General features: G+C 59.7%; 20 protein-coding genes and 1 pseudogene. 6 read left to right on the top strand and 15 right to left on the bottom strand.

Going from position 1 to position 19679, the window contains the following annotated elements:
- The first annotated feature begins 8 nt into the window (after positions 1-8).
- The 3 genes from CTR2_RS12000 to CTR2_RS11990 are packed head-to-tail and all read left to right on the top strand — an operon-like array spanning position 9 to position 2383.
- Positions 9-995, top strand: a complete 987-nt coding sequence (locus CTR2_RS12000; RefSeq protein ID WP_087083837.1) for a quinone oxidoreductase family protein — start codon at positions 9-11, stop codon at positions 993-995.
- Positions 996-1008: 13 nt separating this feature from the next.
- A complete protein-coding gene (locus CTR2_RS11995) occupies positions 1009-1359 on the top strand; it encodes a cupin domain-containing protein (protein ID WP_087083838.1) in 351 nt (116 codons plus the stop codon).
- Positions 1360-1384: 25 nt separating this feature from the next.
- A complete protein-coding gene (locus CTR2_RS11990; RefSeq protein WP_087083840.1) occupies positions 1385-2383 on the top strand; it encodes a Bug family tripartite tricarboxylate transporter substrate binding protein in 999 nt (332 codons plus the stop codon).
- Between the two features lie 46 nt (positions 2384-2429).
- Here CTR2_RS11990 and CTR2_RS11985 read toward each other — a convergent pair whose 3' ends face one another.
- The 10 genes from CTR2_RS11985 to CTR2_RS11940 form a co-directional block, all read right to left on the bottom strand.
- Complete coding sequence (locus tag CTR2_RS11985) at positions 2430-3446, bottom strand: LacI family DNA-binding transcriptional regulator (protein WP_087083842.1); 1017 nt, start codon at positions 3444-3446, stop codon at positions 2430-2432.
- A 425-nt stretch (positions 3447-3871) separates the two neighbouring features.
- Positions 3872-4597, bottom strand: a complete 726-nt coding sequence (locus CTR2_RS11980) for an LrgB family protein (RefSeq protein WP_087083844.1) — start codon at positions 4595-4597, stop codon at positions 3872-3874.
- The gene (locus CTR2_RS11975; RefSeq protein ID WP_087083846.1) at positions 4590-4964 is read right to left on the bottom strand and encodes a CidA/LrgA family protein; all 375 of its coding nucleotides are present in this window, start codon (positions 4962-4964) and stop codon (positions 4590-4592) included. The genes CTR2_RS11980 and CTR2_RS11975 overlap by 8 nt, the downstream gene beginning before the upstream one ends.
- 111 nt (positions 4965-5075) lie before the next feature.
- Entirely contained in the window at positions 5076-5663 is a 588-nt protein-coding gene (locus CTR2_RS11970; RefSeq protein ID WP_254913370.1) for a TMEM175 family protein, read from the bottom strand.
- A 14-nt stretch (positions 5664-5677) separates the two neighbouring features.
- Positions 5678-6391, bottom strand: a complete 714-nt coding sequence (locus CTR2_RS11965; protein WP_087083850.1) for a YoaK family protein — start codon at positions 6389-6391, stop codon at positions 5678-5680.
- Positions 6388-6798, bottom strand: coding sequence for a DoxX family protein (locus CTR2_RS11960; RefSeq protein ID WP_409021394.1), 411 nt, complete (start codon positions 6796-6798; stop codon positions 6388-6390). The genes CTR2_RS11965 and CTR2_RS11960 overlap by 4 nt, the downstream gene beginning before the upstream one ends.
- Positions 6799-6966: 168 nt before the next feature.
- Complete coding sequence (locus CTR2_RS11955; protein WP_217896240.1) at positions 6967-8865, bottom strand: amidohydrolase; 1899 nt, start codon at positions 8863-8865, stop codon at positions 6967-6969.
- A 195-nt stretch (positions 8866-9060) separates the two neighbouring features.
- The gene (locus CTR2_RS11950; protein ID WP_087083856.1) at positions 9061-9333 is read right to left on the bottom strand and encodes a DUF1427 family protein; all 273 of its coding nucleotides are present in this window, start codon (positions 9331-9333) and stop codon (positions 9061-9063) included.
- A gap of 133 nt (positions 9334-9466) precedes the next feature.
- A complete protein-coding gene (locus tag CTR2_RS11945; RefSeq protein ID WP_087083858.1) occupies positions 9467-10159 on the bottom strand; it encodes a hydrolase in 693 nt (230 codons plus the stop codon).
- 150 nt (positions 10160-10309) lie between these two features.
- Positions 10310-11020 carry a pirin family protein gene (locus CTR2_RS11940; protein ID WP_087084624.1) on the bottom strand — a complete coding sequence of 237 codons (711 nt, stop codon included), beginning with the start codon at positions 11018-11020 and terminating at the stop codon, positions 10310-10312.
- Positions 11021-11273: 253 nt separating this feature from the next.
- Between CTR2_RS11940 and CTR2_RS11935 the strand changes: the two genes are divergently transcribed.
- A complete protein-coding gene (locus CTR2_RS11935; RefSeq protein WP_087084625.1) occupies positions 11274-12209 on the top strand; it encodes a LysR family transcriptional regulator in 936 nt (311 codons plus the stop codon).
- Positions 12210-12433: 224 nt separating this feature from the next.
- Here CTR2_RS11935 and CTR2_RS11930 read toward each other — a convergent pair whose 3' ends face one another.
- Positions 12434-13201, bottom strand: coding sequence for a GntR family transcriptional regulator (locus tag CTR2_RS11930; RefSeq protein WP_087083862.1), 768 nt, complete (start codon positions 13199-13201; stop codon positions 12434-12436).
- Positions 13202-13545: 344 nt separating this feature from the next.
- Between CTR2_RS11930 and CTR2_RS11925 the strand changes: the two genes are divergently transcribed.
- Positions 13546-14526: a Bug family tripartite tricarboxylate transporter substrate binding protein gene (locus CTR2_RS11925; protein ID WP_087083864.1), complete on the top strand. Its 981-nt coding sequence runs from the start codon at positions 13546-13548 to the stop codon at positions 14524-14526.
- 27 nt (positions 14527-14553) lie between these two features.
- On the top strand, positions 14554-15756 hold the full coding sequence (locus tag CTR2_RS11920; RefSeq protein ID WP_087083866.1) for an amidohydrolase family protein: 1203 nt from the start codon (positions 14554-14556) through the stop codon (positions 15754-15756).
- Positions 15757-15849: 93 nt separating this feature from the next.
- Here CTR2_RS11920 and CTR2_RS11915 read toward each other — a convergent pair.
- The 4 genes and pseudogenes from CTR2_RS11915 to CTR2_RS11900 all read right to left on the bottom strand — a co-directional run.
- Positions 15850-16219: pseudogene (locus CTR2_RS11915) on the bottom strand (transposase); the annotation flags it as partial.
- 334 nt (positions 16220-16553) lie between these two features.
- On the bottom strand, positions 16554-17549 hold the full coding sequence (locus tag CTR2_RS11910) for a tripartite tricarboxylate transporter substrate binding protein (RefSeq protein ID WP_087083868.1): 996 nt from the start codon (positions 17547-17549) through the stop codon (positions 16554-16556).
- A 35-nt stretch (positions 17550-17584) separates the two neighbouring features.
- A complete protein-coding gene (locus CTR2_RS11905; RefSeq protein ID WP_087083870.1) occupies positions 17585-18730 on the bottom strand; it encodes an alpha-hydroxy acid oxidase in 1146 nt (381 codons plus the stop codon).
- Complete coding sequence (locus CTR2_RS11900) at positions 18727-19668, bottom strand: NAD(P)-dependent oxidoreductase (protein ID WP_087083872.1); 942 nt, start codon at positions 19666-19668, stop codon at positions 18727-18729. Before CTR2_RS11900 ends, CTR2_RS11905 begins: the two co-directional genes overlap by 4 nt.
- Positions 19669-19679 lie beyond the last annotated feature (11 nt).

The following is a 19679-nucleotide window of genomic DNA, read 5'->3' as shown; positions in this document are numbered from 1 at the left end:
ACCTCACCATGACTACTTTCCAAGCCCTGCGCCTGTCCGCCAAAGCGGAAACTGCAGCAGATATAGCCCCAGACCTTGTCCCGCAGAACAAGCCTCAGCCACAAGCTGACGAGGCCGTGATCGAAGTGTTCGCTGCAGCAGTCAATCCCAGCGACGTCAAAGCCGCACTCGGCTCCATGCCTCAGGCAATCTGGCCGCGCACACCAGGGCGTGATTTTGCTGGCCGTGTGGTGGCTGGACCCGCCGAATGGATGGGTCAAGACGTCTGGGGGACGGGTGGAGATCTGGGCGTAACCCGCGATGGAACCCATGCCCGTTATCTGGTGCTCCCGCAAAGCGCCCTTAGCCGTAAACCCAAAAATGTCAGTGTGGCTGCCGCAGCCACCGTGGGCGTTCCCTTTATCACTGCCAACGAAGGGCTACGTCGCGCGGGCCTCAAAGGTCAGGGACAGACCGTCATTGTGTTTGGTGTCAACGGCAAGGTAGGCCAGGCTGCGGCACAACTTGCTTCGCGTGCTGGTGCCAAGGTCATCGGCGTGGAGCGCGGTTCTGACCAATACCGTGGTCACGCCTCATCTCACGTAGCAAGCTTTGACAGCCACAGCCCTACCTTGGTACAGGACCTGTTGACTGCAACTGATGGACGTGGCGCCGACATTGCCTATAACACCGTCGGCTCCCCTTACTTCGATACGGCTCTGCAAACCCTTGCCATTGGCGGCACGCAGGTTCTGATCTCAACCATAGAGCGCAACGTCTCCTTCGACATCCTTGCTTTCTATCGCCGAAACCTCCAGATGCTAGGTGTTGACAGTCTCAAGCTCACCGTCAGCCAGTGTGCCCAGGTACTCAACAGCCTGCTGCCCGGCTTCGATGACGGCTCGCTCATGGCCTTCGATGTTGATGAGACCACACTGATTCCTCTGTCCAGCGCAGGAGATGCCTATCGCAAGGTCCTCAGCGGCTCCATGGATCGCGTCGTACTCGCGCCCTAAGAAAAGGCCAGCCATGCATGTCGTTGCCTTTCCCCAGGCGCCTTTCTACAGCGCCCCCGGCCATGCACAGATGACCATGCAGCGCCTGCAGGGCATGGAGGCGGGCCCTTCAGACTCTGTCTGGATCGGCTGCTCCCTGATCGAGCCCGGCGGGGGAACCACCTCCAGCGCCTCGGATATGGAGAAGTTCTACATCTGCCTGGAAGGAGAGGTGCAAGTCACCGCCATCCATGGCGACCAAAGCCAGGTGACCATGCTTGGCCCCATGGACAGCTGCCGCATCGCGCCACAAGAAGCGCGACAGCTGTTCAACGCAGGACCGTCACCCGCACGTGTGCTGCTGGTGATGCCCAACAGGATCTAAGACCACCTTTCAAGGAGACAAGTCCATGAGCCCGTTCAACCCATCTCATCCGTTACGCAAGCTGATGACCGTCTTGGTCAGCACCGCCGCTTTAGGGGCAGTTGCACCCAACGTCCTGGCGCAGGATGCCTATCCGTCCAAGCCGATCAAGATGGTCGTCCCCTTCACTGCGGGGTCAGCCACCGACATCATCGCGCGAGCTGTCGGCGAAGGCATGCGCAAAGAACTAGGCCAACCCATCATCGTGGAGAACAAGCCTGGTGCAGGCGGCACACTGGGTGCGGCTCAGGTATCGTCTGCCCCCGCCGACGGGTATACCCTTCTTGTTCACTCAGCTGGGCATGTCGCCAATGCATACCTCTATCCCGCATTGCGCTATGACCCCGTGAAGGACTTCAAGGCGCTCGCCATGTTGGCCTCGGTACCCAATGTACTTGTGGTCAATCCGCAAAGCGGACTCAAAGACGTCAAGGCCGTGGTTCAGAAGGCAAAAACCGAGCCGACCAAGCTACTGTATGCCTCAGCTGGCAATGGCAGCGCCACTCACATGAATGCGGAAAAGTTCCGAGTGGCTACGGGCATCGAAGCGGTACATGTCCCTTATCGAGGTACGCCCGAGGCCATAACCGATGTCATATCAGGCCAAGTGCAATGGTTCTTCGCCCCCATCACCAGCGCCCTACCCATGATCAAGGACAAGAAACTGCTAGCTTTGGCAGTCGGTTCTCCACATCGGGCGACAGCCTTACCCGACGTTCCCACCACAGTTGAAACTGGCTTCCCAGGCTCGGACTATGATTTCTGGATTGGTCTTTTCGCGCCGTCCAAGCTGCCAGACTCCATTGCAGAGCGGATCAGGCAAGCCACGGCTAGCGCACTGAAATCCGACGCCGTCAAAACTCGGCTGGTTGCCCTGGGTGCAGACTACCCATCTGTAGTCCCCGAACAATTCGATGCCTTCGTCCGCAAAGAATCCACCGAGGTCGGCAAACTCGTCTCCGCAGCCAAGATCACACAAAACTGAAAAGGCACATCTGTCCGTCCTGCAGTCACCAGACTGCAGGGCATCGCTAGCGACTGCTAGGCGCCTGTGCTGTGGACTTGCGGATCACCAATGTGGTTTGCAGAATGCGCGTGGTCGCGGGCATCGCACCTTCGCGCACATGTTCCAAAAACATCTGTGCGGCTTGCCTGCTCATCTCAGCGATCGGCATATGCACCGTGGTCAAAGGCGGTTGGACGATGTCGACAAAGGGCATGTCGTTATGTCCAACGACCGACAACTCCTGCGGCACTGATACCCCGCGCTCACGCGCTGCATCCAGCATTCCCAAAGCCAGAAGATCGTTACTGGCAAAAACTGCCGTAAAAGCTCCAGGACCCAAATCTAGCAGTTGCCGTCCAGTCCGCAGTCCCTCTTCACGCGTAAATGCCTTAGCTTCGACAATCGGCAATGTACCCTCGCACAAAGGCTGAACGAGCTCCTCGAATGCTTTGCGCCTTGCCAGACCAGTAGACAAAAAGGCTGGCCCCGCAATATGTGCTATTCGCCGATGCCCCAGGCTATGCAGATGCTCAATCACCTGACGTACGCTTTCGTGGTCATCGTTGACCACACTGGAGAAGCGACGATCCCCCGAACCACGGTTCAAGAGCACCGTCGGAATCCGCTGCTGGATAGCCGCATCCAACATGGCATCGTCTTGCTCTGCTGCCAAAATCAGCAAGCCGCTAACTTGGTGCATTGCCAGAGCTCGAATCAATTCAGCTCGCTCATTCCTCCCATCAGGAGGTTGTGTGATCAGAGCCAGCATATCGTGCTTACGCAACTCCTGTTCCAGCCCCTTGACCAAGGGCGCAAACATTGGATTGGCCAAATCCGGAACAACAATCGCTGCAATGTTGGTGCGTTTAGTTCGCAGTGAGGCGGCAACCACATTGGGTGTGTATCCCAATTTGCGCGCAACGGCTTCAATCTCCGCTCGTTTTTCTGCAGACACCTTGCCCGGAACACCGCGCAATGCACGAGACACGGTTGCGGGGTTTACCCCCACAGCCGCAGCTACGTCATGGATGGTTACAGGCATTTTCTGGCTCAACCTAAGTTACCGATGAAGCCATTGATTCTAGAGCAGCCTGTAGTGATGCTCGCTACCCGTTGCGGCGCTCTGAAGCCAGTTATCGAGCGCAACGCTGGAGAGTTAACTGCAAAAACTTTTGCACAGCGGCCGTCATCAGACGCGTGGAGGTCCGCAAATGACGATGCTTCGTTGTGCGGTCAGGCAATGGTTCTGTCAAAGCATTGAGCCACTTAGAGTCAAGGCGCAGATAATCACCCATGGAATGCGACGTGCATCCTCTCTACTTCAGTTCGCCCAACTGCCTATCTCCAAGCCCGGCGGTGATAAGCCCTAGCCAATTTCGACGAGTCGTTCAAGGAACAAGTTGACAGCTAGTGCCAACGAATATCAAGCAATCAAAAATACGCTTGGGCAGCCCTTATTCGTTGCGCCTAGAGCCACCGCGCAACTAGTGGCATCAGCAGCGCGGCGAGCAGCACTTGCAAGCTCAATGCCAAGCCCGCGTATGCACCGGCGTCTGCGTTCACCTGAAGTGCTCGTGCTGCACCGATACCATGCGACACCGTACCCAATCCAAAGCCACGAGCGACCCAATCCACATTGCTAGTTCCAACGCCCAGGATTCGGAATAGAGCTCGGGCAGACAAAGCTCCGACCAAACCCGTCAAAACTGCGAACACGGCCGCCAGAGCAGGAACGCCACCAATCTTTTCCGCCACGCCCATAGCTACCGGAGCCGTGACGGACTTTGGTGCCAAAGAAAGCAGAACCTCACTCGGCAGACCCACTGCCCAACCCAAGCACACCGCAACCAGGGCCGCCGTAGTTCCTCCTGCCAGTGCTGCGATCAGAAAGCGCCCCCAGTTGCGCAACAAGTCTTCACGTCGCTCCCACAAAGGGAATCCCAATGCCACGACTGCAGGCCCCAGCAGAAAGTGAATGAACTGCGCGCCCGCAAAGTAAGTGGGATACGGCACCTGCGTGAGCATCAGCGCCGAGCCCAGCACCACGACAGACCACAGCACTGGATTGGCCCAGGGTGATTGACCAGAGTGTACGTACAGTCCGTGCGCCATCACATAGACGGCTAGTGTCGCAGTCAGCCCAAACAGCGGTGCCGACGAGAGATAGACCCAGAGCTGGACAAAATCAGGCATCGGTAGAGTCCTCCTTCTTGGTCTCGAGCTGGTCGCGCATCAAGGCCCGTACCAGCAGCACTGTGACGGCCATTCCTGCCCAGGTGGACAAGGCAATGACCAGCATCAGCTTGAGTCCATAGTCACGGAGCAGATCTAGATGGGTAATGACGCCTACGCCCACGGGTACAAACAGCAGCGACAGATGCGATAGCAAATAGCTGGCCGCCGCATGCACCGGTTCACGCACTACCTGAAAGCGTAGCGATATCACTAGAAGCAGCATGCCTACCACCGGGCCAGGGAATGGCAGGTTGAATAGATGGGCCAGAGCTTCGCCGGTAAGCTGCAATACAAGCAGCCAAGTCACACCTTGCAATGCTTGCATCGGATGAAGAGCTTTCCAATTTTGAAATTTGATGAATCCGGTGCACTTCCGCCTTGTCGGCAGCACAAGCTGCCTAGAGACGGCGTCAGTACGGAAGGGGTATCCCCTGGGCTACTTGCCATCATTCTGCGTCAGGTATTTTTCAATGCGCGAGTCGGGCAGGAACCAGAGTACGGCCATAGCCGTGAAAATTGAAAAGGCGGCCACGGTGCTGTAGAAACTGACGACGATGGCCAGGGCGTATATGGGAAGGGAAATCTTCCCCTTCAAGTCCCGGCCGAGGGTGCTCGCGAGCACAGAGTCCTTGCCCTCCGAGATGATGATGACCCTCTCCAGCATCCAGTATGAGAGCGCGCACATGAATAGCACCCCTGCGTAAAGCGCAGTGGGCAACGCCAACAGCCCGGACTTACCGGCCCAAGTAGTGGTGATGGGGATCATCGTCAGCCAGAACAGCAGGTGAAGGTTGGCCCACATGATCCTGCCGTTGATGCCGCGCACCATCTGGAACAGGTGATGGTGATTGTTCCAGTAGATGCCGACATAGATGAAGCTGAGCACATAGCCGAAGAAGTTGTGCGCCTCCTTCCACAGCCCGCTCCAGGTGAACTCAGCCGGCAGCTGGATCTGGTAGAGCATCAGCGTCAGGCTTACCGATATGACCCCGTCGCTAAAGGATTCCAGGCGGCTCTTGTTCATGACCATACCCTGCGTCAGATAAATTGCCGGCGAAAGGACAAGCTGGACAGATACAGCACAGCCAGCATGAAGGGCAGCACGCTCCAAAACCCGATGTACATATAGAGCACTGCCCCCAGGAAGGCGCCCGTGACAAAGCCGACGATGATGCTGCCGCTCTTGAAGACTGCCTGCCGGTTTTCGCTGCTGGGCTGGCGCACGTAGTTGGACAGGTCGATGCCGAATTGCGTGGTATTGCCCGTCATCATGGTGCTGGGACTGATGTGCTTGGTCAGCGTCTTGCTGGCCGTATTGCGTATGGCAAGCGCCATCAGGCCCAGGCCACCGGTCAAAGCGAGCGTGCTGGCACCAGGATCGCGGAACGGATCAAAATGCAAGCCAGCGCTCATGAAGCCGGTAAGGAACACGGCCTCGGCCACGAACAGCCAACCCAGCGTCACATGGGACTGCCGGCAATGGTCGATCCAAGTCTTGGTGACCATGACCGTCGCGATGAACAGCGGGATCGCACCCAGCTTGATCCACAGGCCCGCACCGCCCTTGACGAATGCCGCACCGGCCAGCACCAGGTTGCCGGTCACATGGGCCGTGAAGAAACCCAGCAGCGCAATGAAGCCAATCGTATCTATGGCGCCGCCCACGATGGTGAGCAGCACGGGCGCGCGGCACTGCGCCCAAAGCCCCGGGGCAGGCCCGGCAACCGGAGATGCGTTGTTGGCAGCCGTCATAAAGCCTCCTTCTCCTTGCCCTGCAGATCCAGCCAGGCTACCAGCAGAAAACCACCGACCAGGCCCAGATGCTCGAAAAAGGAATTGGCCGCCATGAAGCGCTCCTGGCCCGCAGGCAGCTCCCAGAAGCGCAGCGCCAGCAGCGTGGCCAGCAAGGTGAAGCCGCCCAGGGCCAGTGCACCCAGCCAGCGCAGCCGCCCGATGAGGATCAGCACCGAAGCCCCCAGCTCCAGCGCTATCACCAGCACCGCGAACAAGGGCGCCGGCGCCAGGCCGAAATGCTCCATCTCGCCGATGGCGCCCGGGAAGTCGGTGAGCTTGACCAGCCCGCCCTGCAGATAGGCTGCGCACAGGCCCAGGCAGGCAATCCAGCGCATGGCAGCGCCGCCGAAGACGGGGCGCGCCATGGCAGCCAGGCGATCCGAGAAACTGGATGTTGAAGTATTCATGGAACATCTCCAATCAAGCCATCTAGCCAATCCCTCCGTGCCAGAAAACCGGCACGGCCCAATGCGCGGACACCGAGCATGCCACTTTCCGGGGAAGCCGCGTAGCGGCTCAGGGAGAGCATCATGTCAAGCCATCCAGCAAGAGCAGCCCAGCGCGCCGAAGAAGCTCTTCGGGTCGGAGGCCGGCACGCTCGACGCCCAGGCATCGGCATGTTGGTGTCCGTGCATGCCGCAGCTCGTACCGCAGCCGCAGGCTGCAGCCATGCTCCGGTAGCGGGCCGGGTTGAGTGAATTTTTGCCCGCACCTTCAGGATCCCCCCAGCCTGCATAACCGCCGAACAGTCGCGTGGGCGACCAGTCCGGCATGGCAGGTGGCAGCGGGTTGCCGTCATGTTTTGCAAACTCCCCCTCACCATAGACCACGCGGCCTCCTACCACTGTGAGGTGCGAGGTCAGGAAAGAGATTTCGTCCTCGGGCACCTTGAAGAAGTCCTTGCTCGGTACGATGAAGTCGGCCAGTTGCCCCACGGAAATGCGGCCGCGCCTACCTTCCTCATTACTGAACCAGGCCACGTTTTCCGTCCACATGCGCAGGGCCGTCTCGCGATCCAGCAGATTGCGCTGGGGGTACATCTGCGTGCCACCCACTGTCTTGCCGGTGATCATCCACGACAGCGACACCCAGGGGTTGTAGGAGGCGACACGCGTGGCGTCGGTACCGGCCGAAACCTTGACGCCTTTTTCCAGAATGCGCTTGACGGGCGGCGTAGCTTCGGCAGCTCTGGCACCGTAGCGTTCGATGAAGTACTCACCCTGGTAGGCCATGCGGTGCTGCACGGCAATGCCGCCGCCCAGCGCGGCGATGCGGTCTATGGACTTGTCGGAGATGGTCTCGGCATGATCGAAGAACCAGTTGATTCCCGTCAGCGGCGTGTCGCGGTTGACCTTCTCGAACACATCAAGTGCACGCGAGATGGTCTCGTCATAGGTCGCGTGCAGGCGCCAGGGCCACTTGTTCTGCACCAGCACCCGAACCACCTCTTCGAGCTCGCCTTCCATTTCGGGAGGCATGTCGGGGCGTTCCACGCGGAAGTCCTCGAAGTCGGCTGCCGAGTACACCAGCATCTCACCTGCACCATTGTGGCGGAAGTAGTCGTCGCCTTGCTTGTATTTGACCGATCGGGTCCAGTTCAGGAAGTCCTCTTTCTCCTGCTTGGGCTTCTGGGTGAACAGGTTGTAGGCCAGGCGCACGGTGATCTGGTTGGCATCGGCCAGCTTCTGGATCACCTCGTAGTCCTCGGGATAGTTCTGGAAGCCCCCGCCCGCATCGATCACGCCGGTCACGCCCAGGCGATTGAGCTCACGCATGAAGTGGCGCGTGGAGTTGACCTGGTAGTCCAGCGGCAGCTTGGGCCCCTTGGCTAGGGTCGCATAGAGAATAGTGGCGTTGGGCTTGGCCAGCAGCAGACCAGTGGGGTTTCCGCCTGCATCGCGCACGATCTCGCCTCCGGGAGGCGACTGTGTGTCCTTGGTATAGCCCACGGCGCGCAACGCAGCACCATTGAGCAGTGCGCGGTCGTACAGGTGCAGCAGGAACACCGGCGTATCGGGCGCAATCGCATTGATCTCTGCCAACGTAGGCAGACGCTTCTCGACGAACTGGTGCTCGGTGAAGCCCCCCACCACGCGCACCCATTGCGGCGCCGGGGTAATGGCTACCTGGCGCTTGAGCATGTCCAGAGCATCGGCCAGCGAGCGCACGCCGTCCCAGCGCAGCTCCATGTTGTAGTTCAGGCCGCCACGCACCACGTGGGTGTGATTGTCGAACAGACCGGGCAGTACGCTTTTGCGCTGGAGGTCGATGCGCCGGGTCTTGTCGCCCGCCAGCGCCAGGACTTCCTGATCGTCACCGACGGCGACGAAGCGACCGGCTTTGACGGCCACGGCGCTGGCCACGGGCTTGCTACGGTCCAGTGTGGTGATCTGGCCGTTAAAAAAAATGGCGTCAGGATGGGGATCGGACATGGTAGATGCTCCTTGGTGATCGGCTGCAGAGGCGTTGCGCCCCAATAAGCTACCCAGTGCCAGCGTTGTCGCGGCACCCAGGATATCTCGACGGGATGTCATGCGTTTTCTTTCATGGGATGCCTGTGCCTGCGGCACTACTGAAAGGACTTTCACATCAGCAGTACGCAGAAGGCATCACGGGATTAAGTGCTGCTACGCTTGCGGGCCTGCAGCCGATTTGTCGGCGGCCTGCCGGCCAGGCAATTGCCCAAGTACGGATGCCGTGGCCTGGGTTTCGTTGCAGGCAGTGCTAAAGGCGCTACCACTCAGTAGTTTTTTGCCTACTGGAATAAGCTGTTCGCCCACCAGCATTCCGAGCAGTCCCAACAAAGCGATGAGTGGCGGAGCCGGCGAGCGCACGTTCAACAGGCTATAGATGATGCCGACCAGCAGGCCCGTGCCAAGAGATAGGATATAGAGCTTCATAGGTGGATCGCCTCGGTATGGTAGTTAGGCAAGCAAGAGGGAAACGCAGCCGCACACAAGGTGCTGGCTGCGCCGATGCAAGTACGGGAAGCCAAGCAGTCCATCGTGAAGCCCGCCTGGCAAGCACTTGAACTTACTTAGCTGGGTTGGGGCCGATGCGTTGGCCGTGTTGCACGCGTTCAGGAGCCTTGTGCACCATGGTGTAGGCGTAGTCCACGCCCATACCGTAGGCGCCCGAGTGCTCGCGCACGATGTTCATCACCGCGTCGTAAGTGCCCTTGCGCGCCCAGTCGCGCTGCCATTCCAGCAACACCTGTTGCCAAGTCACGGGCACCACGCCGGCCTGCACCATGCGATCCATGGCGCGCTCGTGAGCTTCAAGCGATGTGCCGCCCGAGGCGTCAGACACCATGTAGATTTCGTAGTCGGTGTCATGCATGCACGACAGGGCGAAGCCCAGGTTGCAGACCTCCGTCCACAGACCCGAGACCACGATCTTCTTGCGACCCTGCGCAGCGCCGGCAGCCAGAGCATCACGCACGTTCTGGTCGTCCCAGGAGTTCATCGACGTGCGTTCCAGAATCTTGTTTTCGGGGAACACGCTCAGCAGTTCGGGATAGGTATGGCCTGAGAAGCCTTCTGTTTCCACCGTGGTGATGGTTGTCGGAATGTTGAAGACCTTGGCTGCCTTGGCCAGGCCCGCGACGTTGTTCTTCAACACCTGGCGGTCGATGGACTGAACGCCGAAGGCCATTTGCGGCTGCTGGTCAATGAAGATGAGTTGGCTGTTTTGGGGAGTCAGAACTTCGGTGTACTTGCTGGACATGGTCTCTTCCTTCAGGTGTAGATGGAAAGCGGCGGCATTTGCCCGGTGTGGAGCCCGAATGGGCACGCGCCGGCTAGACTGGCAGGGACAGCCGCACAAGGCCCCCGTCAATAATGAAATAGAGCGACTAAGTCGGCAGCAATAAGCCACTCAGACCAATTCGATTGCATCAACCAGCACCAACTCAGTGTCCTCGCTGGCGACAACAGCTATGGTGTGTTCGCCATGGATGGCAGCGCCGTCGCGGTTATCCAGCATCACGCCATTGACATCGGCACGGCCTTTGGACAGCACCAAGTAGCCGTAACGGTCACCGTCGGCGAACTGGTATTCGGCTCTCTGTCCCGCCTTGAGCGTGACCCCCAGCACACGAGCATCGGCGCGGATAGGTAGCGCGTCTTCATCGCCCTTTTCACCGCTGGCCAGCGTCACAAAGTGCCCTGCACGGTTGTGCTTGGGAAAGGACTTGGTGCCCCAAGCAGGACGCTCACCGCGCTGGCTGGGAAGGACCCAGATCTGGAAAATACGCGTGACGCCGGGCTCAAGGTTGTACTCGGAGTGGCGCACCCCCGTGCCGGCACTTATCACCTGTACGTCGCCTGCTACCGTACGGCCAAGGTTGCCCAAGTTGTCGCGATGGGTGATTGCACCCTCGCGCACATAAGTAATGATTTCCATGTCAGCATGCGAGTGAGGTGGGAAGCCCGAGCCCGGCGCGATGGTGTCGTCATTCCACACCCGCAGCGCCCCCCAGTGCATGCGCTTGGGGTCGCGATACTCAGCAAACGAGAAATGATGCTTTGACTCAAGCCAGCCATGGTCAGCACCACCAAGGCTGTCATAAGGACGGCGTTCGATCATGACGAGATTCTTCAAAGATGGACTATGGGTGGCAGTGTAGGCACCCTTCCACCCCCTGCAGAAGAGAAGAATTGGAATTCCTGCTTTTCCAATTACAGGGTGATGCAAATGTACTTCTCGGGTCTTTTTTAAAGGATGATTCAATGCTTGAAGAGGTCGCCAGTATTCCCTGGCATGAAGAAATTGAGTACTGCATCAATTTCATGACGTACAAAAAATCAATCTACTTTCCTAGATTGAATTCATGAGTAATATGAAAAAACTGCCAGATTTGGAGGCTTGGGCCATCTTTGCAAAAATCGCTGAGACGGGATCTTTTGCTCGTGCTGCCTCAGATTTTTCACTTTCACAGGCAACCGTTTCCAAGGCAGTTAACCGCCTAGAAAAGCGGATGAAAACTACGCTTTTTCACCGGACCTCGCGCCGTATATCACTCACCGAAAGTGGATTAGCCGCATTGGAGTATGCGACCCGCATACTCGAAGAAGGAGAGACTGTCGAAGCAGTCCTCGCTGAACAAGCAACAAAGCTGTGTGGTACCGTGCGAATCTCCGCACCAATGTCCTTTGGGCTCTCTTACTTAGCGCCCTTGCTTCCCGCTTTCATGCAAGCCAATCCAGAGGTAAGTCTAGACATTGACTTTAGCGACGAAATCATCAATCTCGTTGCCAATCGCTTCGACCTTGCACTGCGTATCTCCACTCTTGCAGACTCCAGCATGTTGGCCCGTCGTTTGTGCACCGTCCCCATTCATTTGGTTGGGACCCCTGCATACTTTGAGCAGCATGGACAGCCACATCATCCTCGGGATCTAGTGACACATCGCGCACTGCAATATGCTTATTCTCATCAAGGACCAAATTGGCAGTTTAATCACAAGCTACACGGAGATTTTTCTCAATCAATGGTGAGGCCTCTGCGCGTAAATAATGCAGAGGCCTTAACTCCTGCGCTGCTGGCAGGGATAGGACTGGCATTACAGCCCGAGTTTCTTATATGGAAGGAACTTCAAGAGGGCCGACTAGTTAAAGTCATGGAAGATTGGCAAATCAATCCCATTGCATTGCACATAGTAACACCTCCAGGACGTAGGCGCCCTGCTCGAGTTCAGGCAATGATCGATTATCTATCACAGTGTTTTAGCGAAGCCCCATGGGGAAAAAATGATCAGAATTTATCCTCAATATGAATATCTCACAATTTAGCATTAGCGCCGTGGTTGGAATTTTTACGTCCTCTCTTGCCCATTAGTTCCAACAAGCTAAAAAGCACCGGCTTTTTATTCAGGGCTCGACATCCTGTGCGAGCCTTTTCTTTTTGAGCTTGAGCTGTTGCTCCTCGTACTGAAGCACTCCTCAAAATTTCCGCACCTTGGCGACCTCACCGCCGGTCTCGACGCCATTGCGTGGACTACTATGCGTTCATATTGGCGCAGAGAGCCGCCCCGCCTTCTTTAGTCAGCAAGGTCACCAGATCAACTTCGCGCTCGACCACCGCGCCAGCGATCACCCGCTGCTCCAGCTCATCCAGGTGAGTCATGGCCACGGCCAACGCTTTATCGAGTGCACCACCCAGCAAGGCGTTGATGATCTCCTGGTGCTCACGGGGGGCACATGCGGTCGCGGCCACGCTGTCGAATAAGGCTTTGTACAACTCGGTAGTGGCCACCAAACGTTGTATGTATGACAGCAACTCATCGCTGCCCGCCATTTGCGCCAGCACCAGATGGAACTCACCGGCCAGCCGGATAGAGTCTGCTCGGCGCCCTTCCTCCAGCGCCTGTTGTTCCGCCTGCACATGGCGCTGCAGCACCTCTATCTGCGTGCTGCTCAACCGGCCGCACAGGCTGGTGACCAGACCTGCCTCGACAATGCGCCGTGCACGGTAGATGCTGCGCATTTCCTCGACCGTCGGGTTGGGCACAAAGGCGCCACGGTTGTGCTCCAGGATCAGTCGCTTTTCAGTCCCTAAGCGGGCGAGCACCTTGCGTACGGCACCACGGGTGCAGTCCAGCGCCTCGGCAAGCGCCCGCTCACGCAAAGGCGTGCCGGGCCGTAGCTTGCCGCTCAGCAGCGCCCGCGAGATTGCCTCATAGACGCGCTCGTCCACGCTGCCTGTGCCGTCGGCTACAGGCTCTTCGCTGGGGACATTGGGGGCAAGGCGGCGGGAGGAAGCGGACATGGACAACACAAAGACAACAAGCGTGAAATCTTAGCGGCACGGGGACACCCTGCATTCAAGTTAGACGGTCAGTCACCACTAGATATCAGGGTTTACGCGCAATACCTGCATAAATATTTGCCAGATCTGAAATTTTGGTTAACCAAAATATAGAATTTGGTTAACCATTTTATGACCAGCCCTGGAAGTAAGAGAGACGAGCCATGAAACCTGTTTATTGCAGTGTTGCCCAGGCCTTTGACACCCTGGCCTTCATCGTCGTCGCTCTCATCAGTGGATGTTCTTCGTCGCCTGCCAGGCACATGCCGGCCTGAGGCATTTTTCTGTTCCCTAGAAAGTTATCCATGGGGCAATTTCCCGCTTTTCCTCTCAAAGCCCTGGCGGCCCTGTCGCTAGCTGGTACATCTGTCTTAGCCCACGCCGCATGGCCTGACCGCCCCATCTCCCTGGTGGTGGGTTTCACCGCCGGTGGATCCGCCGACACTCTGGCGCGCACGATCGCCGAGCCGCTGTCCCGCCGCCTGGGCGTGCCGGTGATCGTGGACAACGTGGCCGGCGCTGGCGGCACCATCGCCACCCAGCGTGTGGTGCGTGCCAAACCAAACGGCAACACCATCATCCTGGCATCCAACAGCGAAATCGTGCTGGCCCGCCACTTCAACAACGCCATTGCCTACGATGGCACCAAGGACCTGCGCCCGGTCACGCTGGTAGGTGTCATGCCCATGGTGCTGGTCGCCGGTCCCAAGGTGCCAGTCACCTCGGTCGAGGCCATGCTCGCGCGCGCCAAGACCCAGGCTGGTGCTGACACCTTCGCGTCCTCCGGCATTGGCACGGCCTTGCACATTGCCGGTGAAATGCTGAACCAGCAGGCCAAGGTGTCGATACAGCACGTCCCCTACAAGGGCGCCGTACCCATGCTGACCGACATCATCGGCGGCAATGTGGATTACGGCTACTTCATGGTGCCTTCGGTGCTGGGTTTCCTCAAAGAGGGCAAGGTCAAGCCATTGGGCACCACCTCGAAGACCAACTGCGAAGTCCTGAATGGCATCCCCGCCATGTCGGCGAGCAAGGCCCTGCCCAACTATGACTTCGGCGTATGGACCGGCATCTTCGCCCCCAAGGGGGTGGCGGACACTGTGGTGACACGTCTGAGCACCGAGATCAATGCAGTGATGCGCGAACCCCAAGTCATCAAAATGCTCGACCAAGCATGCATTGGCCAATCGGGCGGTACGCCCGCTGATTTCGCCAAGCTGATCCTGACAGACGCCCAGAAGATGCGCCAGATCGCAACGCCCGAAATCGGCGCGGTGCGATAGGTTCCATCGCTACAGGAAACATTCAACGTGAGCACTTCCAGCCTTTTACTGCAGAACGTTCGCCCCATGGGCCAGCCAGCCTGCGACCTGTTAATCGAGCACGGCCGTATTGCGGCCATCGGCACCTCTCTGAATACACCCGAGGGTACTGAGCGCATCGATGGCCTGGGTCAGTTGCTACTGCCCGGCCTTATCGAATCCCACACCCACCTGGACAAGACGCTCTGGGGCCAGGACTGGTACGTCAACGAGGTGGGCAACCAGTTGGTCGACAAGATCAACAACGAGCGTGCCTACCGTGCCCAGGCCCAGCACGACAGTGCGAGCCAGTCGCTGCGCATGGCTCGCGAGTTTCTCGCGTTGGGCACCACGCGCATCCGCAGCCACGCCGACGTGGATACGGAAATTGGCACCCGGCATGTGGCGGGCCTGCTGCAGACCCGCGCGGACATGGCGCCCTGGCAAGACATTCAGGTGGTGGCGTTCCCGCAATCGGGCCTGCTGCAGCGCAAAGGCACGGCACAGTTGCTGGATGAATCCCTGGCCATGGGGGCTGACGTGCTGGGCGGTCTGGACCCCTGTGCCATCGACCTGGACCCGGCTCAGTCGCTGAACGTGCTGTTCGAGATCGCCGAGCGCCACAACAAGCCGCTCGACATCCACCTGCACGAGCCCGGTGACATGGGAGCCTTCTCGCTCAAGCTGATTCTGGACCGTACCGAAGCCCACGGCCTGCAAAACAAGGTGGTTATCAGCCACGGTTTCTGCCTGGGCGATGTGAACGATGCCCAGTGCAGCGCGCTGCTGGCACGCATGGCCAGGCTGGGAGTCTCGCTGGTCACCAGTGCGCCGCCTTCGCGCATCGTGCCGCCACTGGGCGCTTGCCAGCGCGCCGGCGTGCTGATGGCTGGTGGCAACGACGGTATCCGCGATACCTGGTCGCCCTATGGCCGCCCAGACATGCTGGAACGCGCCATGTTCATCGGCATGCGCTACAACTTGCGCCGCGACGATGAAGTGGAACAAGCTCTGCACTGTGTCACCCACACGGGTGCTGAGGTCTGCGGCTTCGCCGACTATGGCCTCGCACCCGGAAACCGAGCCGATCTGGTGCTGGTGCCCGCTCAAACTCCCGCCCACGCCGTAGCCGCTCGCCCCGTCCGCTCACTGGTCATCGCCAACGGCCAGATCGTGGCCCGCGACGGCAAATTGCTGTTGGAGCAACCGTAATAAGGCTGGCATGCCTGCTGGCCCTGATGGCATTCGCTGGTGAGGCTCCGATCCAACACTCGAGCAGCACGCTCCTGGCTCTTATCGGTGTGGGTCCGACACGATGTGTCGCTTGGAGCCGGGCTGGCCCCTGTCCGTCGGGTTGGGCCCGTTTCCTGACCCCTGGGGCTTTGCACCGAGGAGCCATCAATGCTGGCCCGGCACCCATCAATCTGCTCGTGTTCACGCAAGCGGGTCAACATGGACTGATGCAACTGCGGCCAGACACCAGCAGCGTTCCAGTCGAGCAAGCGCCGCCAGCAAGTCATGCCGCTTCGCTATCTAAAGGATTGAGGAAGGTCTTCCCATGGAACAACTGCTTGCAGCACGAACAGGAGGCCATTGAGGGCAGCGTCATCGCTGACGTACCGCCTCTATCAAAAGGCACGGAGGCCAGGATCAGGGGCTGCAGCTGTCGCCACAGGGTCGTCGTGTCACGAGGGCTGCGAACACAACTGCTTTGCTGAGGCCTCCGACCAAGTCGGTGCTAGCCAGTCTAAGAAGCTCAGTACCCACTACCAAGCTCCTGTGGTCTCGACATTCAAACAGCAAGCTGTGAAGCGTAGCGAGCGCTCGAGTTCGCAAGCACTCGATGGATAGGCGCTCGAATTGTTGCGGCGACTCGTTTGCCTAGCTTAATGAAAAGCGCCACCGCCCGGACTCGGTCTTCGTAGGAATACATGAACCACCTCTCAATAGTCCAAGATTTCATCCGCCCTCTTTTTCTACCTTGCATTTCGGAGTGAACCTCCATGTACTCAAGGACGCAGGGAGATACCGTTGGCAACCACTTTGAGCTCCGCGCTTTCCTTGTCCATGCTTACGGCAAATGTGGGTGCATCCTCATAGGTATCGGTGGTGAAGAACTGCTTTTCCATCACCTGGCGCAGCTCTGGATCGCGCATGGATTTTTGCGCAGCCTCCCTCAACGCGTTGACTACGGACTCTGGTGTGTCCTTGGGAACGGCCAGCCCGCGCCAGGTTCCCAGCACCAGATCCATGTTCCGCTCACGCATTGTGGGCGTGTTCCCCAGCCCTTTGATCCGCTTTTCAGACATGACTCCCAGTGCCTTGAGTTTGCCCGCATTCACATAGGGAATGACCTCGGGGGCGCTCGCGATCACGGCATCGATGTGTCCGCCCAGCAGCGCCAGCAGTGCCGGCGATCCGCCCTGGTACGGAATGTAGTTGAACCTGGCCTTGCCCTTCTCGGCCAGTGCGGCCGAGGCCATGTGCCACATCGAACCCTGGCCAGCGTTGCCTATCTGCACATTGGAATCGGGTTTGCGCGCCAGTGCCAGGAAGTCTTCGATGCTGGAATATGGCGCATCGCTGCGCACCACGACCACGGCGGGGTCCGCATTCAGCTTGGCAATGGGCCGCAGCGCATGCTGGTCGAACTTGGCCAGGCCCAGGTAGTGCAGAAAGGTCACCTCCACCGTGGTCAGCGCCAGCTTGTAGCCGTCCGGCTTGGCGCGGATGACTTCCTGCCAGCCGATCACGCCAGCCGCACCGGGCTTGTTGACGACGACGATGCCCTGGGGCATCACCTTGGCAGCGGCCTTGGAGAAGGCCCTGGCCATTACATCGGCGCCGCCACCGGCCTGGTAGGGCACGACCAGCTCTATCGGGTGCTGCGGGTATGCCGCTGTCTGGGCAAACGTGGGCGCGGCGGCCAACGCCAGCAGGCCGATGCCGGCAAGCAGTTGCTTGCGGCGAGCCGCCGACATGATTTTTACGGGGGAATGGTTCATGAGTGTCTCCGGTTAAGTATTTTGAAAAATCGTTCTCAAGAGGAAAGCAGAATGGATGCGTCCACCTCCCTGATATCCGTTTTTCCGCAGAACGCCATCGTCAGATCAAGCTCCTTGCGGATGATTTCCAGCGTCCTGGCCACGCCTTGCTCGCCCATGGCACCCAGGCCGTAGAGCATGGCCCGCCCGATGTAGACGCCCTTGGCGCCCAGGGCAATGGCCTTGAGCACGTCCTGGCCCGAGCGCACGCCGCCGTCCATGTGGACCTCGATGTGCCGGCCCACCGCCTCGGCAATCGCCGGCAGTGCGCGGATGGAAGAAGGTGCTCCGTCCAGTTGCCGCCCGCCATGGTTTGAGACGATGAGCGCGTCGGCGCCGCTGGCCACAGCCAGGCGCGCATCTTCCACGTCCTGTATGCCCTTGAGGATCAGCTTTCCCTTCCACAGGCGGCGGATCCAGGCGATGTCCTCCCAGCTCAGCGCCGGGTCGTACTGCTGCGAGCTCCATTCGGCCATTGAGGTCATGTTGTCCACGCCGTCGACGTGGCCGATGATGTTGCCGAAGCTGTGCCGCCGGGTGCCCAGCATGCCCAGGCACCAGCGCGGCTTGCCGGCCATGTTCAGCAGATTGAGCAAACTGAGCTTCGGGGGCGCGGAAAGCCCGTTCTTCAGGTCCTTGTGGCGCTGGCCGCTGATCTGCAGGTCCAGCGTCACCACCAGGGCCGAACACTGCGCGACCTCGGCCCGCTGTATCAGCCGCTGCACGAACTTGCGGTCGCGCATCACATACAGTTGGAACCAGAAGGGATGGCCTCCCGTTCCCTCGGCCACATCCTCGATGGAACAGATGCTGACCGTGGACAGCGTGAACGGCACGCCGAAGGCCTTGGCAGCGCGGGCGGCCAGGATCTCGCCATCGGCGTGCTGCATGCCGGTCAGGCCCGTGGGCGCGATCGCCACCGGCATCGCCACGTCCTGGCCCGCCATGGTCGAGCGCACCGAGCGCCGCGACAGGTCGAGCGCCACGCGCTGGCGCAGCAGAATGCTCTGGAAGTCCGCTGCATTGGCCCGGTAGGTGCTCTCGGTCCAGGAGCCCACGTCCACATAGTCGTAGAACATGCGCGGCACGCGCTTTTTCGCCAGCACACGCAGGTCTTCGACGCAGGTGATGGTCTGCTTCATGCGCCCTCTCCCTCGTCACCGGCCTGGCGATCCTGGTTTTGGGCCTGCCCGGTTTCGTACAGACGGATGATGGAGGCCGAATCGGCCATCGCGGCACCGCCCTCCACATAGCGTGCGAAGAGCCGCGCCGCCTGCTCCACCATGGGCAGATCGCAATCGGCCTCGCGGGCGAAGGCCTGCACCGCATCCATGTCCTTGGCCAGCTGGCGTGCATAGCCTATGGGCGGATCGAAGCGGCGCTCGTGGATGCGCGGATAGACCTTCTGCAGCAGCACGCTGTCCGCAAACCCGCCCTTGAGGCAGGCCGGCAGCCGCGCCGCGTCGATGCCCGAGGCCTCGGCCAGCAAGGCGGCCTCGCTCATGAGCACAAAGCCCACGCCGACAATGGCCTGGTTGATGATCTTAGCCGTCTGGCCGGCGCCGACCGGCCCCATCAGCGTCACCTGGCTGCCCAGCGCATCCAGCACCGGACGCGCCCGCTCGAAATCCTCCGCGCTGCCGCCCGCCATGATGGTGAGCAGGCCATCGCGCGCTGCCTGCGGCCCGCCAGACACCGGCGCATCCATCCAGCCCATGCCGGCATGCTGGAGCGCGTGGGCTGCCAGCTCCCGCGTGGTGCGGGGCGCAATGGTCGAGAAATCGATGACCAGCTTGCCCGCAGCAGTGCCTGCCTGGGCTATGCCCTGCGGCCCCCGCGTGCAGAAGTCGACCGCGGCATCGTCGAGCACGCACATCAGCAATACGTCACACTGCCGGGCCACCTCGGCCGGCGATGCCAGCGGCGTGGCACCCGCAGCCGCCACCGCGGCCAGGCGCTCGGGCTCGCGGTTCCAGACAAAGACCGGGTAGCCGAGGTCGCGCAGGCGCAGCGTCATAGCTTCGCCCATCAGGCCTATGCCGATGAAACCAATACTCGGTAGATTCGGCGGCAGATTCATTGGCAAGCTCA

Source organism: Comamonas thiooxydans, from assembly GCF_002157685.2.
Classification (GTDB): Bacteria; Pseudomonadota; Gammaproteobacteria; order Burkholderiales; family Burkholderiaceae_C; genus Comamonas; species Comamonas testosteroni_H.
This window is presented reverse-complemented; position numbering and strand designations above follow the sequence as displayed.

What these genes read in the sequence shown, in the direction of transcription:
- CTR2_RS12000 (WP_087083837.1), top strand. Translation starts at nt 9, where the DNA reads ATGACTACTTTCCAAGCCCTGCGCCTGTCCGCCAAAGCGGAAACTGCA.
- CTR2_RS11995 (WP_087083838.1), top strand. Translation starts at nt 1,009, where the DNA reads ATGCATGTCGTTGCCTTTCCCCAGGCGCCTTTCTACAGCGCCCCCGGC.
- CTR2_RS11990 (WP_087083840.1), top strand. Translation starts at nt 1,385, where the DNA reads ATGAGCCCGTTCAACCCATCTCATCCGTTACGCAAGCTGATGACCGTC.
- CTR2_RS11985 (WP_087083842.1), bottom strand. Translation starts at nt 3,446, where the DNA reads ATGCCTGTAACCATCCATGACGTAGCTGCGGCTGTGGGGGTAAACCCC.
- CTR2_RS11980 (WP_087083844.1), bottom strand. Translation starts at nt 4,597, where the DNA reads ATGCCTGATTTTGTCCAGCTCTGGGTCTATCTCTCGTCGGCACCGCTG.
- CTR2_RS11975 (WP_087083846.1), bottom strand. Translation starts at nt 4,964, where the DNA reads ATGCAAGCATTGCAAGGTGTGACTTGGCTGCTTGTATTGCAGCTTACC.
- CTR2_RS11970 (WP_254913370.1), bottom strand. Translation starts at nt 5,663, where the DNA reads ATGAACAAGAGCCGCCTGGAATCCTTTAGCGACGGGGTCATATCGGTA.
- CTR2_RS11965 (WP_087083850.1), bottom strand. Translation starts at nt 6,391, where the DNA reads ATGACGGCTGCCAACAACGCATCTCCGGTTGCCGGGCCTGCCCCGGGG.
- CTR2_RS11960 (WP_409021394.1), bottom strand. Translation starts at nt 6,798, where the DNA reads ATGGCGCGCCCCGTCTTCGGCGGCGCTGCCATGCGCTGGATTGCCTGC.
- CTR2_RS11955 (WP_217896240.1), bottom strand. Translation starts at nt 8,865, where the DNA reads ATGTCCGATCCCCATCCTGACGCCATTTTTTTTAACGGCCAGATCACC.
- CTR2_RS11950 (WP_087083856.1), bottom strand. Translation starts at nt 9,333, where the DNA reads ATGAAGCTCTATATCCTATCTCTTGGCACGGGCCTGCTGGTCGGCATC.
- CTR2_RS11945 (WP_087083858.1), bottom strand. Translation starts at nt 10,159, where the DNA reads ATGTCCAGCAAGTACACCGAAGTTCTGACTCCCCAAAACAGCCAACTC.
- CTR2_RS11940 (WP_087084624.1), bottom strand. Translation starts at nt 11,020, where the DNA reads ATGATCGAACGCCGTCCTTATGACAGCCTTGGTGGTGCTGACCATGGC.
- CTR2_RS11935 (WP_087084625.1), top strand. Translation starts at nt 11,274, where the DNA reads ATGAAAAAACTGCCAGATTTGGAGGCTTGGGCCATCTTTGCAAAAATC.
- CTR2_RS11930 (WP_087083862.1), bottom strand. Translation starts at nt 13,201, where the DNA reads ATGTCCGCTTCCTCCCGCCGCCTTGCCCCCAATGTCCCCAGCGAAGAG.
- CTR2_RS11925 (WP_087083864.1), top strand. Translation starts at nt 13,546, where the DNA reads ATGGGGCAATTTCCCGCTTTTCCTCTCAAAGCCCTGGCGGCCCTGTCG.
- CTR2_RS11910 (WP_087083868.1), bottom strand. Translation starts at nt 17,549, where the DNA reads ATGAACCATTCCCCCGTAAAAATCATGTCGGCGGCTCGCCGCAAGCAA.
- CTR2_RS11905 (WP_087083870.1), bottom strand. Translation starts at nt 18,730, where the DNA reads ATGAAGCAGACCATCACCTGCGTCGAAGACCTGCGTGTGCTGGCGAAA.
- CTR2_RS11900 (WP_087083872.1), bottom strand. Translation starts at nt 19,668, where the DNA reads ATGAATCTGCCGCCGAATCTACCGAGTATTGGTTTCATCGGCATAGGC.